Genomic DNA, 15,939 nt, shown 5'->3' with positions numbered 1-15,939 from the left:
GGATCAACCGATCAGTACCGTCCCCGCTGCGATGGCAGCACAGGCCAGTACACGTGGCCAGGTCAGCGTCTCGCCCAGAAACAGCCGGCCGATGACGGCGGCGAACAACACGCTGGTCTCGCGCAGTGCCGAGACCGCCCCCATCGGTGCCAGCGCCATGGCCTGGATGACGATGCCATAGGCCAGCAGCGAGACCAGCCCGCCAGCAAAGGCGGTGGCGCAGGTCGCCGCCGAGGCGGGCGGCTGCCACAATGCGCGGGGGCCGCGCCACACCACGAAGACGGCGGGCATCAGCAAACCCCAGCCGGCGCACATCCATGCGGTATAGGCCATGGGGCTGCCGGAGAGCCGCACGCCCAGGCCATCCACCACGCTGTAGGCCGCAATGAAGCAGCCGGTCCCCAAGGCATAGCGCAGGCCGGGCAACGCCATCCTGCTGCCCCTGAATGCCAACGCGATGATGCCGCCCGACACCAGTCCTGTTCCCACCAGCGCCGCCGGCCCCGGCATCTCACCGGCCAGCAGGGCCGCACCCAGCGTCACCAGCAGGGGCGAGGATCCACGCGCGATCGGATAGGTCTGGCCCAGCTCACCACTACGGTAACTGCGCACGAGGAAAAGGTTGTAACCCACGTGCAGCAGGGCCGAGAGCAGTCCGTACGGCCAACTGGCCGGCAAGGGCAGCGGCAGCCACGGCGTAACGGCCAGACTGGCCAACGCCACGGCCAGGCACATCACGGCCATCGACCAGAGACGGTCCGCGCCGTTGCGCAGCAGCGCATTCCAGCTGGCATGCAGGAAGGCGGCAAGGAGGATGAGCAGGACGACAGGCAAAGGCATGCGCCATGGTAAGCAGGAGCGCCGCCGGACAGAAGCGAAGTCTCCTCATCCCGCCATGAGCAAATCCTCATGCCTGGTGCCGAGGCGGTGACCTTGCATCTCAGTAGCGCGCACCGGCTGCCTGTGACTGCGCCTGCAGCCATGCCCGGAAACTGGCCACGTGCGGCTGCGTCTCCACGCCCTTGGGACAAACGAAGTAATAAGCCAGCGGAGAGGGCAAGGCCAGCTCGAACAGCCGCACCAGGCTGCCATTGGCCAGTTCCTGCTCGACGTGGCCGCTGCGGGCCAGGGCCACGCCCTGGCCCAGCAGCGCTGCTTCGATGGTCATGTTGGTATCGGCCAGGCGTACGCTTTCGCGCAGGGCCGAGACGCTCACCCCGGCTTGCTGGAACCACAGGTCCCATTTCGGCACCATGTCGGCCCCGGCCCGCGTGAGCAGGGGATAGCGGCGCAGGTCAGCCGGCTTGCGGGGCATGCCCAGGCGCGCCAGCAGGGCCGGGCTGGCCACCGGGAAGATCTGCTCGCGGAACAGGAATTCGGAAAACAGGCTGGGGTAGTGGCCGGGACCGAAACGGATCGCCACATCCGGTTCGGCCGGCGTGAAGTGGATGGCCGTATCGGTGGTCTCCAGCGTCACCAGCAGCTCGGGATGGGCTTGCGTCAGCGCCGGCAGCCGGGGCAGCAGCCATTTGAGCGCGAAGGAGTAGGTGGTGCTGACCTTCAGCGGCTGCCGCCCTTCCTGCGCGCGCAGCTCGGCCAGGGTGGCCTCGAGCCGGGCGAAGAACTCGCGCACCACCGGCGCCAGCGCGGCCCCGGCCGGGGTCAGCGTGTTGGACTTGCCGCGCTGGAACAGCGCCATGCCCCACAGCGCTTCGAGGTGGCGCAGCTGGTGGCTGACCGCACTCTGGGTGACATGCAGCTCTTCCGAGGCGGAGGTGAAACTGGCATGGCGGGTCGCGACTTCGAAGGCCCGCAGCGTGGCAGTGGGGGGAAGGTCTCTCATGGTTGCGCTCAGGGGTAGACGGCGGGAAAACCGGTCATGAATGAAAGCTCATGATAGCAACAGCCGTCGTCTTGCAGTCCGGGAAGCTCCTCGCAAGCGGACGAGAATGCTGCGCAAAATCCAATCTATACACAACGTCTAATTTTAGATAATATGTATCATATGACTTCCCGCTCCCGCAAAAAGAAACCCGACCGTCCCGACCACGCCCTGTTGCTGTCCCAACTGCAACAGGTAGCGCAGGGCCTGGGCGAGACCTTCGCTCCCTTCTGCGAAGTGGTGCTGCACGACCTGCGCGATGCGGATCACTCCATCGTGGCCCTGCACAACAATCTGTCCGGGCGCGAGGTCGGCGACGCCACTACCGAACTGGGTCTGGCGCGCATCGCCGACGAGAGCTATCCGCAGGTCCTGACCAATTACGCCAATACGCTGCCCGACGGCCGGCAGGCCAAGAGCACCTCGATCGGCATCAAGGATGCCGATGGCAAATACGTGGCCGCGCTGTGCATGAACATCGACCTGACCCTGTTCGGCGCGCTGCAGGGCATGCTGCGCCAGTTCGGTGGCATCGACCAGGGCGTGCGCGTGGCCGAAACGCTGGAGCCGGCCGGTGCCGAAGGCCTGCGCAGCCGCATCGATGCCTTTGCCGCGCGGCTGTCGACCACGCCGCGCAGCCTCAAGGCCGAAGACCGCCGCCAGCTCATGCGTGAACTGCGCCAGTCCGGCTGCCTGGATATCCGGCGCGCGGCCGAGATCGTGGCCGCGCATCTGGGTGTCTCGCGCGCCACCGTCTACAACGACGAGAAGGAGTAAGCGCGGACGTCACGCGCGCTCCCCGCCATATGCATCGTCACTGTCTCTTTCCATCCCACTTGAAGGAAACCTCATGATCCCCGTCTCCAGCGCTACCGAATCCCCCAGCTTCGCCGATGTCCTGCTGGCCGCCGAACGCATCAAGCCGTGGGCGCACAGAACGCCCGTCCTGCGTTCGCGCACGGCCGATGCGGAAGTGGGCGCACAGCTGTTCTTCAAGTGCGAGAACTTCCAGCGCATGGGGGCCTTCAAGTTCCGCGGTGCCATGAATGCGCTCTCGCAGTTCGACAGCGAACAGCGCAAGCATGGCGTCATCACCTTCTCCTCCGGCAACCATGCGCAGGGGACCGCGCTGGCCGCGCAATTGCTGGGCATTCCCGCCGTCATCGTGATGCCCGAGGATGCGCCGGCAGCGAAGGTCGCCGCCACGCGCGGCTATGGTGCCGAAGTGGTGATGTATGACCGCTATACCGAAGACCGCGAGGCCATCGGTGCGCGCCTGGCCGCCGAGCGCAAGATGACGCTGATCCCACCCTACGATCATCCGCACGTGATGGCCGGACAAGGCACGGCCACGCTGGAACTGCTGCAGGAAACCGGTCCGCTGGATGCGCTGTTCGTGTGCCTCGGCGGCGGCGGCCTGCTGTCCGGTGCGGCGTTGGCGGCACGGGCACTGTCTCCCGATTGCAAGATTTATGGCGTCGAACCGGAAGCCGGCAACGATGGACAGCAGTCACTGCGCGCGGGCCAGATCGTGCATATCGATACCCCCAAGACCATCGCCGATGGCGCACAGACGCAGCATCTGGGCAAGTACACCTTCGACGTCATTCGCCAGCTGGTGGACGACATCCACACCGTCAGCGATGCCGAGCTGGTGTCCGGCCTGCGTTTCTTTGCCGAGCGCATGAAGATGGTGGTCGAGCCGACCGGCTGCCTGGGCTTTGCTGCCGCCCGCAAGCTGAAGGAGCAGCTGCAGGGCAAACGCGTGGGCGTCATCATCAGCGGCGGCAACATCGACCTGGGCAAGCTGTCGGGGTATTTGTCCTGATTATCGGGCGCATCAGTGAGCCCAATCGCACGCGACTTCGTTTTGGCCTACAGTGTTGAGCCCTCATCATTCAATGCTGATCCCTCCACTCACCCACAAGGACTGGAAACACCATGCCCCATCTCGTACTGGAATACACCGGCAATCTCGCCCTCGATGTGCAACCGACGCTGCTCAAGCTGAACCAGGCGCTGGTGGCCAGCGGACACTTTGAAGAAAACGCCATCAAGGCGCGTGCCGTGCGTCTGGACAACTACCTGGTCGGTACCGCACCGGAGGCCAAACGTGCCTTCGTGGCGGTGCGCCTGGCCATCCTGACCGGCCGCACGCTGGACGACAAGAAGCAGGTATCCGACCTGCTGGGCGCGGCACTCCAGAAGGACCAGAACTGGCCCAAGGATCTGCAGGTACAGCTCACGGTGGAAGTGGTGGACATGCAGCGCGAGAGCTACTTCAAGCTCGCCCTGCAATAAGCTGCGGGCCCGCCAGCGCCATCACGGCGCGGCCCTCAAAACGAAAAGCCGCACGGTGCAGACCGGGCGGCTTTTTTTGCTGGTGCACGACAGGTGCGCGATATTGTTCTTGTGATGCCGCGCGACCATGCGTGGTCAGTGCATCCGAGCTTCAGGATGCCAGTGCGGGTTCGCGCAGGAATTCGCGGAACTGCACCACGTTGCCTTCCGGATCGAAGCCATCGCAGGCACGAAAATCCGGACCGCTCCATTCGGCATCGGCCGCTTTCATGCCACCGCCGAGCTGCTGCGTGGCGAGTCGGGCGTGGGTGAGCGAACGCACGGGAAGGAACAGCTTCACCGGCACGTTCTCGCGCAGCACCGGTGGCGAAGTGATCTCCACCGTGGCTGCACTGGCTTGCGGAATCGCATGAATCACCAGCAGGAAATCCTCGGCTTCGATCACTACTTTCTCGGCCTGGGCCTGCTTGGGAACCACCGCCAGCACCTGCGCATAAAACGCGGCGAGGCGGGCTACATCTTTGGCGAACAGGACTGCGCCTGCTTTGGGCTGGGTCGACATCTCTGCTTTCAAAAACGTTGATCGGATCAAACAAGGAACGGCAGAGTTTATTTACGACCATCGCGCTTGGCAAGCATTAATCGTCTCCCTGTGGCGACAGCGTTATGTCGCCGCGTGGCGACGCCCGTTCGTCGCCTTTCCCCCGACATATTGCAGAGCAATATAAGAATCCGCTGACACGCGAAAGTGGTGCTGTCCGATGTTCATTTCAGCGCGAAAAAACTAATGTCGCATATCGCCGGTAAGAGATTAGGGCCTGCTCACATTCAATCTGCGAGATGCGTTGCCCCCAGAAGGCGTGTTGGCAAGGCGCGCGTCAGGGCTGGTGGTGGTGCCACCAGCCCTGACGTGCAACGCGGCCAGCGCGCCTTCTGGGGGCAACCCTCCGGGAGAGGCCGCCAAGCGTCGCCTGCCGTTGTTGCAGCTCCTTGCCGTGGCACCACCACGGCGCGTCGCTGCGCCTAGGCAGTCAACGCTTGGCGACCTCCCGCACTCGCAGATTGAATGTGAGCAGGCCCTAATAAATCGTCAATTGTCAGCATGATCAGCCAAGCTGTTTGTATGTGATCGGAATAGCATCGTTTGCGCTACGAACGCGTATAAATTGTAAGAGGATGTTCCAAATCGGTTTACTTCCGAACTCGATCTGCTACCTTGATGTCGCAGGGCAACATGGTGTGTGGCGAAGAAAAAGAAAAATATTTCCACTTGCACACCGCTATGCCACGCCGTCCTCCCCACTGCAGTCCACTGCGCTGACGGCGACCGAACATAACGCAACACAACCCTCACGAGTATCGCGCCATGAACATTCGAGATTTGCACGCTCAGTACACTCCCGAACGCTCCATTTTCAAGCGGACCCAAGCTGCGCATCGCGCCATGACGGACAACGCCTCCCAGCGCATCGAGCTTGCGCACACCGACAGTGACGCCGATGCCTGGCTGGAGCCGGCCCTGTCCGACTTCATCTCGCTGGCCTCCAGCGTCTGCGGGACACCCATGGGCATGTTCAGCCAGCTGCATGCCGACATCGGCCTGCAGCATCCTTACCTGTCGGTCAACAATGGCCGTGGCGATGCCCGCAACCAGTGGTGGCGCTTCCCCGGCCAGACCGGGGTGATGCGCAATGCTGTCGACTTCTCGCTGTGCGAAACGGCGGCACGTACGCCGGGCCAGATCACGGAAGTCAATGACCTGTCCAGCGATCTGCGCTTTGCCACCAGTGCGCTGGCACGCGGCAATCCGGCCGTGCGTTTTTATGCGGGTGTGCCGCTGGTGTCGGGCAATGGCGACATCCTGGGCACGCTGTGCGTGATGGACCGCGTACCGCGCACCCTGACCCCGGCACAACGTGACGCGTTCCAGAAACTGGCACGCCAGCTGGAAGCACAGATCGACAGCCATCGCGCCATGCAGAAGCTGGAACAGCAGACCATGACCGATGCCCTGACCGGCATCGGCAACCGCCGCAGTTTCGATTCGCGCCTGCGCGAAGAATGGACACGCCATCTGCGCAATGCCCGTCCGCTGACCATGCTGATGGTGGACGTGGACTACTTCAAGCAATACAACGATACCTATGGCCACCCGGCCGGCGATGCCCTGCTGGTGCAACTGGCGCGCGTGCTGCGCTCGCCGTTGCGGGCCAGCGACTTCTTGGCACGTTACGGTGGCGACGAGTTTTCGCTGATCCTGCCGGATACCGATGAGACCGGTGCCATGCAAGTCTCGGAACGTATCAAGCAATCCGTGGCCCGCGTGAAGTGGCCGCACACCGACATCGAGATCAGCCTGGGCGCGGCGACCGTGACGCCTTCGGAAATGTGCGACTTCAGCGCCTTGCTGCATGCGGCTGACCAGGCCATGTATCAGCGCAAGCATGGGCGCAATCCGCGCAATGCATGAGCTCGCTGCTTGCCGCTGCTGACGCTGGGGCAGGAACGAAAATCGCCGCTGTGAAAACAGCGGCGATTTTTTTTATGGGCCGTAGCGAGCTCTTATCGCCCTTGACTGGCAGGCGGTTTGGAAAGCAGAGAGAGCGCCACCAGCATCGACAAGCCTACCACCACGGCCCCCGCGAGATACACGCTCTGTACCCCTGCATGGCTGGCCAGCGCACCGGCCAGCGGGCTGGTGATGCCCAGGGAGAGATCAAGAAACGCCACATACGCCCCCATGGCCAGGCCGCGCGTCTGCGGTGGTGCGCGGCGCATCGCTTCCACACCAAAACCGGGGAACGCCAGCGAGTAGCCGAAGCCCGTCAGCGCAGCACCGGCATAGGCCATCCAGTTGCTGTCGGCCTGCCAGATGAGCAACTGGCCCAGCAATTCGATGACCACGCACACCAACGCCACTTTCGCGCCACCGATCTGGTCCGGCAGATGGGCAAAGAACAGGCGTGCCACGATGAAAGTGACACCGAAGCTGGTGAAGGCCAGCGAGGAATCCCCCCATGACCGTGCCGCAAACAACAAGGCGATGAATGCCGTGATGACGCCGAAGCCGACGCTGGAAAAAGCCAGCCCCAGGCCAGGCTGCCAAACGGCACCCAGCACCTGGTAAAAGGGCGTGCGGCGGCTGGCTCCGGGCGCCACGCCACGCAAGGGGCTGATCGCCAGCAGCGCCACTATCGGCAAGAGCACGCTCACGCCGGCAATCCCCGCAAATCCCCAGGCCTTGCTGACGGCCACACCCAGCGGTGCACCGCAGGCCATGGCTGCATAGATGGCGATGCCCAGCCACGCCATCACCTTGCCGCCATGCTGCGGCCCGACCAGCGCGATGCCCCAGCCCATGGTGCCGGTGATGACCAGGCTCTCGCCCAGGGCCAGCAGGACGCGTCCCGCCAGCAGTACCGCCACCGAGATGGCCGGCTGGTCCAGCCAGAGCAGAGAGGCCAGATAGATCAATCCCGACAGCGCCGCAGCCACGAAGCCGCCGACGACAGCGCGCTTGGGGCCACGCAGATCCGCCACGTTGCCGGCCCAGGCGCGCGAGAGCAGCGCCGCTGCAAATTGCGCACCGACCACCACACCCACTACGGTGGCGTTCATGCCCAGTGCCTCCTTCAGGTGCAAGGGCAGCACCGGCAACTGCAGGCCGATGGTGAGAAAGGCGATGAAGACGGCCAGCGTCAGCGGTGCAAGCGCCTGCAGGACGGATGTGCCGTTGCCGGCGGCGGTGGCCGGCGGGATGGAGAGAGGCGGGTCTGCCTGTTTTCCGTTCATGGGAAACCTCGAAGAAAATTGTGAAGGGTGGACTCAGGAATGTTGCGGAAGTCCCGTTGATAGCAGGAACGCTGCGCAGTAGAATGCGACGAATCCGTCATATTCCGTCGAATGGCAGTATGTGACGGATTCGTCAGGTTTCCTAGTCGCATTCCATTTACGTCTTCGCTACTTCCCCGCCCTCCCCATGAACAAGCCCCGCCGCCCCGAGATTACCCTCCGCAAGACACCGCAACAGGCGCGCTCCACCGAGCTGGTGGCCGCCATCCTGGAAGCTGCTGTTCAGGTTTTGCTGCGCGAAGGTGCGCCGCGTTTCACGACGGCGCGCGTGGCCGAGCGCGCGGGCGTGAGTGTGGGATCGGTGTACCAGTATTTCCCCAACAAGGCGGCCATCCTGTTTCGCCTGCAGGCCGACGAATGGCAGCAGACCACGGCGATGGTGCGCCAGCTGCTGCAGGAGACGGACAAGCCACCGGCACGCCGCCTGCGCGAACTGGTGCATGCCTTTTTGCGCAGCGAATTCGAAGAAGCCCAGGTACGGATGGCGCTGGCCGATGCCGCGCCGCTCTACCGCGATGCGCGCGAGGCTGAAGAAATGCGCCACGACTGGGACGGCATCATCGCGCAGTTCATGCGCGAAGCCTTGCCGGGGGTTTCCGCGCCACGACGCAAACGCGCGGGGCAATTGATGATGACCACGCTCACCACGGCGGGTGAACATCTTTCGCGCGGCACGCTGCCTGAGAGGGAAATACGCGCCCATGGCGAGGCCATGGCCGACATGTTCTGCGCCTATCTGCACAGCCTGCAGCCGCGCTGAATCGCGCTCACACCTTGCGCTTGCGCGGCACCGCCGTGGAAGCACGCTGCACCAGCTGCGGTGTCGCCGTCACCCGCATCACGGGCGAGGGACTGCGGCCCTCGATCAAGGCCAGCAGCAGGTCGATGGACATGCGCGCCGCTTCTTCCGTCGGCACCGCCACGGTGGTCAGCGCCGGACGCGAGACCCGCGCCCACTGGATGTCGGTGATACCGATCACCGAGATATCGCGCGGCACATTCATCCCCAGGTCGGCGATGGCGTTCATCGCACCCAGGGCCGGCAGATCATTGCTGGCGAAGATGGCCGTGAGCTGCGGCTCCTCGCGCAACAGCGCGATGGTGGCCTGATACCCCGCCTCGACCGTATCACCGATGTAGCGCGCACTCTGCAAGGTGTGCTTGACGCCGGCAGCGGCACAGGCCTCGACAAAACCGCGATAGCGTTCCGCGTGAATGCCGCTCTTCTTGCTGCCGACCAGCGCACCGATGTGACGATGGCCAAGTCCCAGCAGGTGCTGCGCGGCAGTCGCGCCAGCCGCATAGAAATCCACCGCGATGCAGGGCAGCTCGGGCGGGGCGTCCGGTTTCTCCCACATGCACAGCACCACCGGGGCACCCCGCCGCTCGGTCTTCTTGAGCTCGTCCATGGGCAGGTTGGCGTTCATGATGAGCACGCCGTCGGAGAGCGTTCCGGCGATCTGGTCGAGGTAGGCGCGGCCGGTGTCGGGATCGTCGTTGGTATTGCAGACGATCAGGAAGCGGCCGCGCTCGCGCGCCGCACGCTCGGCCGCCAGAGCGAATTCCGGATAGAAAGGGTTGGCGATGCTGGAGACCACCAGCGCCAGCGTGGGCGCGCGCCCCTCAGCCAGGGCGCGTGCGGTCAGGTGCGGACGATAGCCGAGCTGGGCGACCGCCTCCAGCACGCGCTGGCGCGTCTGCTCGCCGACCTTGCCGCGCTGGCGCAAGACGTTGGACACTGTGGCCGAGGTGACACCGGCCAGACGGGCAACTTCGGATAAGGTGGTCATGGGTGCATGGAGTTGGAAGCCCTCGCATTCAAACCGCTTATGACGGGCTTGTCAACGCGCACACGCGGGTCGCGCTGCTCAAACTGAAGACGCGTCGTGCAGCCGCTGCGGAAATGATTTACGCATTGTTCACCCGCGCCCCACTCCTTCAGAGGAACGCAATCCTGACAAAAAGCTGGCAGTTTTTCGTTACAGGATTGTTGTTGCAGAGGCCATCCAAGATGGGTATGATCGACCAAAATATTTGCCAACCCAACACGGCAACACGCTCAGAACAACGACGTGGAGACAACCCCCGATTGCATACAGGAAACTCAGGCGATCTTTTTTTTGGGTCACTTGATTAAGCGCTTAACCTGACGCCGCATCTGCCTCGTGGCGCCCTGCCCTGCAATCCATTTCTGCTAGGAAAACGTGATGGCCAGCATCAGCTTGCGTGCAGCACAAAAAGCCTACGGCGACGCACCGCCGGTAATCCGCAATGTCGATCTCGACATTGGCGAACATGAATTCTGTGTTTTCCTGGGTCCCTCCGGCTGCGGCAAATCCACGCTCCTGCGCAGCATCGCGGGGCTGGAAGATCTCACCAGCGGCGATCTCTTCATCGGCGGCAAGCGCGTCAATGACGTGCCTTCGGCGCAGCGTTCGGTAGCGATGGTGTTCCAGAGCTATGCGCTGTTCCCGCACATGACGGTGTATGAAAACATGAGTTTCGGTCTGACCCTGGCCAAGCTGCCCAAGGCCGAGATCGAGCAGAAGGTGCGCGAAGCGGCGCGCATCCTGCAGCTGGAAGAACTGCTGCAGCGCAAGCCCAAGGAACTCTCCGGCGGCCAGCGCCAGCGCGTGGCCATCGGCCGCGCCATCGTGCGCCGTCCCGGCGTGTTCCTGTTCGACGAACCGCTCTCCAACCTCGACGCCACCCTGCGCAGCCAGACCCGCATCGAGATCGCCCGCCTGCATCGCCAGTTCGAACAGGCCAGCGTGATCTATGTCACGCACGACCAGGTCGAGGCCATGACCCTGGCCGACCGCATCGTGCTGCTGCATGCCGGCGCCGATACCCAGCGCTTCGGCAGCATCGCCCAGGTCGGTGCGCCCATGGAGCTGTATCACCATCCGCGCAATCGTTTCGTGGCCGGTTTCATCGGTTCGCCGCGCATGAACTTCCTGCCCGCGCAGGTGGTGAATGCGCAGGAGAACGGCATCCTGATCCGCCTGCAGCACAGCGAGGAAACCCTGCTGGTGGCAGCCAAGGGACCGGTGCAACCGGGCCAGCCGGTAACCCTGGGCGTGCGCCCCGAACACATGGACATCGGCAGCCAGGGCCAGTACGGCATCACCCGCGAAGTGATGCTGGTGGAGCGCCTGGGCGAGCAGACCTATGTGCATCTGGACGAACCGGCCGGCCAGCCGCTGGTGGCCAAGGCCCCGGGCGATGCCCACATCGCGCGCGGCGAGCGCCTGCGCGTGTCGGTCGCGCCGAGCTGCGCCTACCTGTTCGATGCGGACGGGGTGGCACTGGCGCGCACACAAGTTCATCCGGGCCTGGCCGCCGCAGCCTGAACAGGCAGTGCGCACGCGCCCTCTTCTCTTGACGCTTCACTACCGCTAAGGAACCACGATCATGTCGTTACGATTGGGAGTCTGTTACTACCCCGAACATTGGCCCGAGGCCATGTGGGAAAGCGATGCCCGGCGCATGAAGGCGCTCGGCATCAAGCAGGTGCGCATCGGCGAATTCGCCTGGAGCCGCATCGAGCCCTCGCCCGGCGACCTGCGCTGGGACTGGCTGGACCGCGCCATCGAGGTGCTGGCCAGCCACGGCCTGGAAGTGGTGATGTGCACCCCGACCGCGACCCCGCCCAAGTGGCTCATCGACCGTCACGATGACGTGCTGGCGGTCGACGCCAACGGCCGCGAACGCGCCTTCGGTTCGCGCCGCCATTATGATTTTTCCTCGGACTCGTATTACGAAGAATCGCAGCGCATCGTGCGCCTGCTGGGCGAACGCTACGGCCAGCATCCGGCGGTGACCGCCTGGCAGCTGGACAACGAATACGGCTGCCACCAGACCGTGGTCAGCTATTCGCCCTCGGCCCAGCGCCGCTTCCGCCAGTGGCTGCGCCAGCGCTATGGCAGCATCGATGCGCTCAATACCGCCTGGGGCACCGTGTTCTGGAGCATGGAATACCGCAGCTTCGACGAGATCGATGCGCCCGTCGGCACCGTCACCGAGGCCCATCCCTCGCATCGCCTGGACTATCGCCGCTTTGCCTCGGACGAAGTGGTGCGCTACAACCGCATGCAGGTCGAGATCCTGCGCCCGCTCTCGCCGGGCCGGCTGATGGTGCACAACTTCATGCAGATGTTCCTGGAGTTCGATCATTATCCGGTAGCGGCCGACCTCGATGTCGCCACCTGGGACAGCTACCCGCTGGGTGCGCTGGAAGTGATGTGGTACGACGCCGAAACGAAGGCCCGCTGGCTGCGCACCGGCCATCCCGATTTCGCCAGCTTCAACCACGACCTGTATCGCGGCATGTCGGCTCAGCCGTTCTGGGTGATGGAACAGCAGCCCGGCCCGGTGAACTGGGCCCACTGGAATCCCGCCCCGCTGCCGGGCATGGTGCGCCTGTGGAGCTGGGAAGCCTTCTCTCATGGTGCCGGCTGCGTCTCCTACTTCCGCTGGCGCCAGTGCCCGTTCGCGCAGGAGCAACTGCACGCCGGGCTGAACCGTCCTGACAATCGTCTCGACGTGGGCGGCACCGAAGCCGAACGCGTGGCCCAGGAAATCATCGCCGTGGAAAACGCCAGCGGTGCCTTGGCCCAGCCGCGCGGCAAAGTGGCGCTGCTGTTCGACTACGATGCCAAGTGGCTCTTCGAGATCCACTTCCAGGGTATCGACTTCGAGTATGCGCATTTCGCCTTCGACTATTACTCGACCCTGCGTTCGCTGGGTCTGGATGTGGACATCGTCCCGCTCAACGCCGATCTGCAAGGCTACGCCATGATCGTGGTGCCGCCGCTGCCCATCGTGCCGGACGACCTGCCGGGCCGCATCGCAGACAGTGGCGCGCAGGTGGTGTTCGGTCCGCGCAGCGGCTCCAAGACCAAATCGCTGCAGATTCCGTCGACCCTGCCGCCGGGCCCGCTGCAGCAGTTGTTGCCGATGCGCGTATGGCGCGTGGAATCGATGCGCCCCAACGTCAGCGAAACAGTACGGTTCGGTACGGAAGAAGGCCAGGCCCGCTACTGGCGCGACCTGATCGAAGCCGATGGCGACGGCCTGCAAACCATTGCCACCTTCGGTGACGGCCACCCGGCCATCGTGCAGAAGGAACGTGCGCACTACCTGGCCGGCATCTTCGATGCCGGGCTGACCACGCGCTACTTCGAGCAGGTGGCGCGCGCCGCCGGACTGGCTCCGCAACGTCTGCCGGAAGGCCTGCGCCTGCAGCAGCGCGGCGGCCTGCAGTTCGCCTTCAACTACAGCGACGCACCGATCACGCTGCCGCATGCCGACGGCGCGCAGTTCCTGGTCGGACAGGCGGCGCTGGAACCGCAGGGCGTGGCGATTTATCGTCCGCACCCGCAAGGATAAGCAACACGCCGGCCGCACTCTGGAAGACAGCACGGCGGCTGCGGCAGCCGTGCACGAGCAGGCGACAGAACCTGCAGGATCCTGGAAAAATCTGGAAGATCCACGACACCGCCGTATCAACTTTTTAGAACTTCAAGACTTTTTAAACTTTATAAATTTTATAAACTGTTTAGCGGTTTGAATGGTTTCAACTGTCTGAACCAAACATTCGGAGACAACAATGAAGAAAATGATGCGCATGACCGTGATCGCCGGCTGCCTGGCCGCCTCCGCCGCCTGGAGCGCCGCCGCCCTGGCCGGCACGCTGGCCGTCAACATCGCCTACAAGGGCGCCGTGCAGCGCACCGTGTGGCAATCCACGGTCGATGAATTCAAGAAGGCCAACCCGGACGTCGACGTCAAGGTCTCCTTCATCGAGGAAGAAGCCTACAAGGTGCAACTGCCGGGCTGGCTCTCGACCCAGGCCCCGGACATCATCAACTGGCACAACGGCGAACGCATGGCCTTCTACGCCAGCCGCGGCCTGCTGGAAGACCTGAGCGAAGACTGGAAGAAGAACGGCTGGGACAGCACCTACGCCTCTACCAAGGAAGCCTCGTCCTGGCAGGGCAAGCAATACTCGGCACCGACCGTGTATTACTCGTGGGGCATGTTCTATCGCAAGGACCTGTTCAAGAAGGTCGGCATCGCTGCCGAACCCAAGAGCTGGGATGAATTCCTGGAGGCCTGCAAGAAGTTGAAGGCCGCCGGCATCGCCCCCATCGCCGTGGGTGGCCGTGACGCCTGGACCCTGGCCGGCTGGTTCGATTACCTCGACCTGCGCATCAACGGCAACGCCTTCCACCAGCAGTTGATGGCCGGCGACGTCGCCTACACCGACCCGCGCGTCAAGAAGGTCTACACCGCCTGGAAGAGCCTGATCGACAACAAGTATTTCATCGACAATGCGCTGTCCTATGACCTGGATGGCGCCCAGCCCTTCCTGTTCCAGGGCAAGGCCGCCATGATGCTGATGGGCACCTTCATCGCCAAGGGCTTCCCGGCCAAGCTGGCACCGGAGATGGGTTACTTCCAGTTCCCCATCATCGATGCCAATGTACCGACCGCCGAAGAAGGTCCGACCGAATCCATCCACATCCCGGCCAAGGCCCGCAACAAGACCGATGCACGCCGCTTCATCGCCTTCGTCGGCACGCCGGCCATCAGCGCCAAGCTGGCCGATGGCCTGGGTTCGCTGCCGGCCAACAGCAAGTCGCCGGCCCCGGCCGATCCGATCTCGCGCATCGGCTTCGAGATCCTCTCCAACGCCAAGGGCGGCATCTCGCAGTTCTATGATCGCGACATGACCAAGGAAATGGCCGATGAAGGCATGAAGGGCATGCAGAAGTTCGTCAGCGATCCGACCAAAATCGATGACGTGCTCAACGAGCTGGAACAAAGCCGCAAGCGTATCTACAAGAAGTCCTGATCGTCGTTGTTGATGCCTGGCTGGTCCAGGCAGTCCATCCGGGCCATGCCGCCTGCCCCGTGCAGCAGCGGAATGGCCCGCAGAAAAAGAAGGAGACCCCGCCATGCTAGCGCCCACATCCGCCGCGCAGCCGCCTGCGACCCAACCTGCTGCCACGCCGGTCTCCGGCCCGCAGCGCAGTGCCGCCCGCCGCAATCGCGCCGCCTTCTGGTTCCTGGCGCCGGCCTGCGTGATGACGCTGGTCTACGTGCTGTACCCGATTCTCTATACGATCTATCTCAGCTTCTTCAGCTGGGATGGCATGACCGCTCCCAAGTATGTGGGCCTGGCCAACTACATCGAACTGTTCCATGCGCCGACCTTCTACACGGCCTTGAAGAACAACGTGCTGTGGCTGCTCATGTTCCTGCTGGCCCCGCCCATGGGCTTGGCCATCGCGCTCTACCTGAACCAGAAGGTGGCCGGCATGCGCGTGGTGAAGTCGCTGTTCTTCGCGCCCTTCGTGCTCTCGGGCGTGGTGGTCGGGCTGATCTACAGCTGGTTCTATGACCCCAGCTTTGGCCTGCTCTCGCTGATCCTGGGCCAGGGCGTGCCGGTGCTGGGCGATGCGCGCTATGCCACCTTCGGTATCATCTTCGCCGCCCTGTGGCCGCAGACCGCGTATTGCATGATCCTGTTCCTCACCGGCCTGACCGCCCTGAACCATGACCAGGTGGAAGCCGCCCGCATGGAAGGGGCCAAGGGCTGGAGCATGCTGCGCTACGTGATCCTGCCGCAATTGCGTTCAACCACCTTCATGGCCTTCGTGGTCAGCATCATCGGCGCGCTGCGCAGCTTCGACCTGATCTCGGTGATGACCAGCGGCGGTCCTTACGAAAGCTCCACCGTGCTGGCGTATTACGCCTATGACCAGGCCATCAAGTATTACCGCCAGGGATATTCGGCGGCCGTGGCGGTGACGCTGTTTGCCATCATGCTGGTCTACATCATCTATCAACTGCGCCGCATGCTGCGCGACGAACGCTGATCATCCGTCGCCGCACGT

The 15,939-nt window shown here is 63.7% G+C and carries 14 protein-coding genes; 9 read left to right on the top strand and 5 right to left on the bottom strand.

The annotated features are described in order from the left end of the window. Positions 1-3 precede the first annotated feature (3 nt). Together MKD49_RS18970 and gcvA are read right to left on the bottom strand one after the other, a co-directional pair. Complete coding sequence (locus MKD49_RS18970; protein ID WP_252697081.1) at positions 4-840, bottom strand: DMT family transporter; 837 nt, start codon at positions 838-840, stop codon at positions 4-6. A gap of 100 nt (positions 841-940) precedes the next feature. Continuing rightward, on the bottom strand, positions 941-1,843 hold the full coding sequence (gene gcvA, locus MKD49_RS18965) for a transcriptional regulator GcvA (protein WP_252697080.1): 903 nt from the start codon (positions 1,841-1,843) through the stop codon (positions 941-943). Between the two features lie 153 nt (positions 1,844-1,996). Here gcvA and MKD49_RS18960 point away from each other — a divergent pair, with 153 nt between their 5' ends. From MKD49_RS18960 to MKD49_RS18950, 3 genes are all read left to right on the top strand, one after another. Continuing rightward, complete coding sequence (locus tag MKD49_RS18960; protein ID WP_252697079.1) at positions 1,997-2,659, top strand: transcriptional regulator; 663 nt, start codon at positions 1,997-1,999, stop codon at positions 2,657-2,659. 73 nt (positions 2,660-2,732) lie between these two features. Beyond that, a complete protein-coding gene (locus MKD49_RS18955; RefSeq protein WP_121042449.1) occupies positions 2,733-3,710 on the top strand; it encodes a threo-3-hydroxy-L-aspartate ammonia-lyase in 978 nt (325 codons plus the stop codon). 113 nt (positions 3,711-3,823) lie between these two features. Then, positions 3,824-4,183, top strand: coding sequence for a 5-carboxymethyl-2-hydroxymuconate Delta-isomerase (locus MKD49_RS18950; protein WP_121042447.1), 360 nt, complete (start codon positions 3,824-3,826; stop codon positions 4,181-4,183). 151 nt (positions 4,184-4,334) lie between these two features. On the opposite strand, the gene MKD49_RS18945 is transcribed toward MKD49_RS18950, so the two are convergent. Beyond that, positions 4,335-4,745 carry a hypothetical protein gene (locus MKD49_RS18945; RefSeq protein WP_252697078.1) on the bottom strand — a complete coding sequence of 137 codons (411 nt, stop codon included), beginning with the start codon at positions 4,743-4,745 and terminating at the stop codon, positions 4,335-4,337. An 819-nt stretch (positions 4,746-5,564) separates the two neighbouring features. Between MKD49_RS18945 and MKD49_RS18940 the strand changes: the two genes are divergently transcribed. Continuing rightward, positions 5,565-6,653: a sensor domain-containing diguanylate cyclase gene (locus MKD49_RS18940; RefSeq protein WP_209533833.1), complete on the top strand. Its 1,089-nt coding sequence runs from the start codon at positions 5,565-5,567 to the stop codon at positions 6,651-6,653. Between the two features lie 92 nt (positions 6,654-6,745). Here the strand turns inward: MKD49_RS18940 and MKD49_RS18935 are convergent, their stop codons facing one another. Then, positions 6,746-7,975 carry an arabinose transporter gene (locus MKD49_RS18935; RefSeq protein WP_252697076.1) on the bottom strand — a complete coding sequence of 410 codons (1,230 nt, stop codon included), beginning with the start codon at positions 7,973-7,975 and terminating at the stop codon, positions 6,746-6,748. Positions 7,976-8,162: 187 nt separating this feature from the next. Between MKD49_RS18935 and MKD49_RS18930 the strand changes: the two genes are divergently transcribed. Further along, positions 8,163-8,795 carry a TetR family transcriptional regulator gene (locus MKD49_RS18930; RefSeq protein WP_252697075.1) on the top strand — a complete coding sequence of 211 codons (633 nt, stop codon included), beginning with the start codon at positions 8,163-8,165 and terminating at the stop codon, positions 8,793-8,795. Positions 8,796-8,802: 7 nt separating this feature from the next. Here MKD49_RS18930 and MKD49_RS18925 read toward each other — a convergent pair whose 3' ends face one another. After that, entirely contained in the window at positions 8,803-9,825 is a 1,023-nt protein-coding gene (locus MKD49_RS18925) for a LacI family DNA-binding transcriptional regulator (RefSeq protein WP_252697074.1), read from the bottom strand. A gap of 417 nt (positions 9,826-10,242) precedes the next feature. Here MKD49_RS18925 and MKD49_RS18920 point away from each other — a divergent pair, with 417 nt between their 5' ends. From MKD49_RS18920 to MKD49_RS18905, 4 genes are all read left to right on the top strand, one after another. Next, a complete protein-coding gene (locus tag MKD49_RS18920; protein WP_252697073.1) occupies positions 10,243-11,388 on the top strand; it encodes an ABC transporter ATP-binding protein in 1,146 nt (381 codons plus the stop codon). A 61-nt stretch (positions 11,389-11,449) separates the two neighbouring features. After that, entirely contained in the window at positions 11,450-13,426 is a 1,977-nt protein-coding gene (locus tag MKD49_RS18915; protein ID WP_252697072.1) for a beta-galactosidase, read from the top strand. A gap of 220 nt (positions 13,427-13,646) precedes the next feature. After that, positions 13,647-14,894: an ABC transporter substrate-binding protein gene (locus tag MKD49_RS18910; protein ID WP_051057388.1), complete on the top strand. Its 1,248-nt coding sequence runs from the start codon at positions 13,647-13,649 to the stop codon at positions 14,892-14,894. Positions 14,895-14,997: 103 nt separating this feature from the next. Further along, entirely contained in the window at positions 14,998-15,921 is a 924-nt protein-coding gene (locus tag MKD49_RS18905; RefSeq protein WP_034331164.1) for a carbohydrate ABC transporter permease, read from the top strand. Positions 15,922-15,939 lie beyond the last annotated feature (18 nt).

The sequence above is a fragment of the Herbaspirillum sp. WGmk3 genome (assembly GCF_023952535.1).
Classification (GTDB): domain Bacteria; phylum Pseudomonadota; class Gammaproteobacteria; order Burkholderiales; family Burkholderiaceae_D; genus Herbaspirillum; species Herbaspirillum huttiense.
The sequence above is the reverse complement of the archived record's forward strand: the minus strand, read 5'-3'. Positions and strand labels throughout refer to the sequence as shown.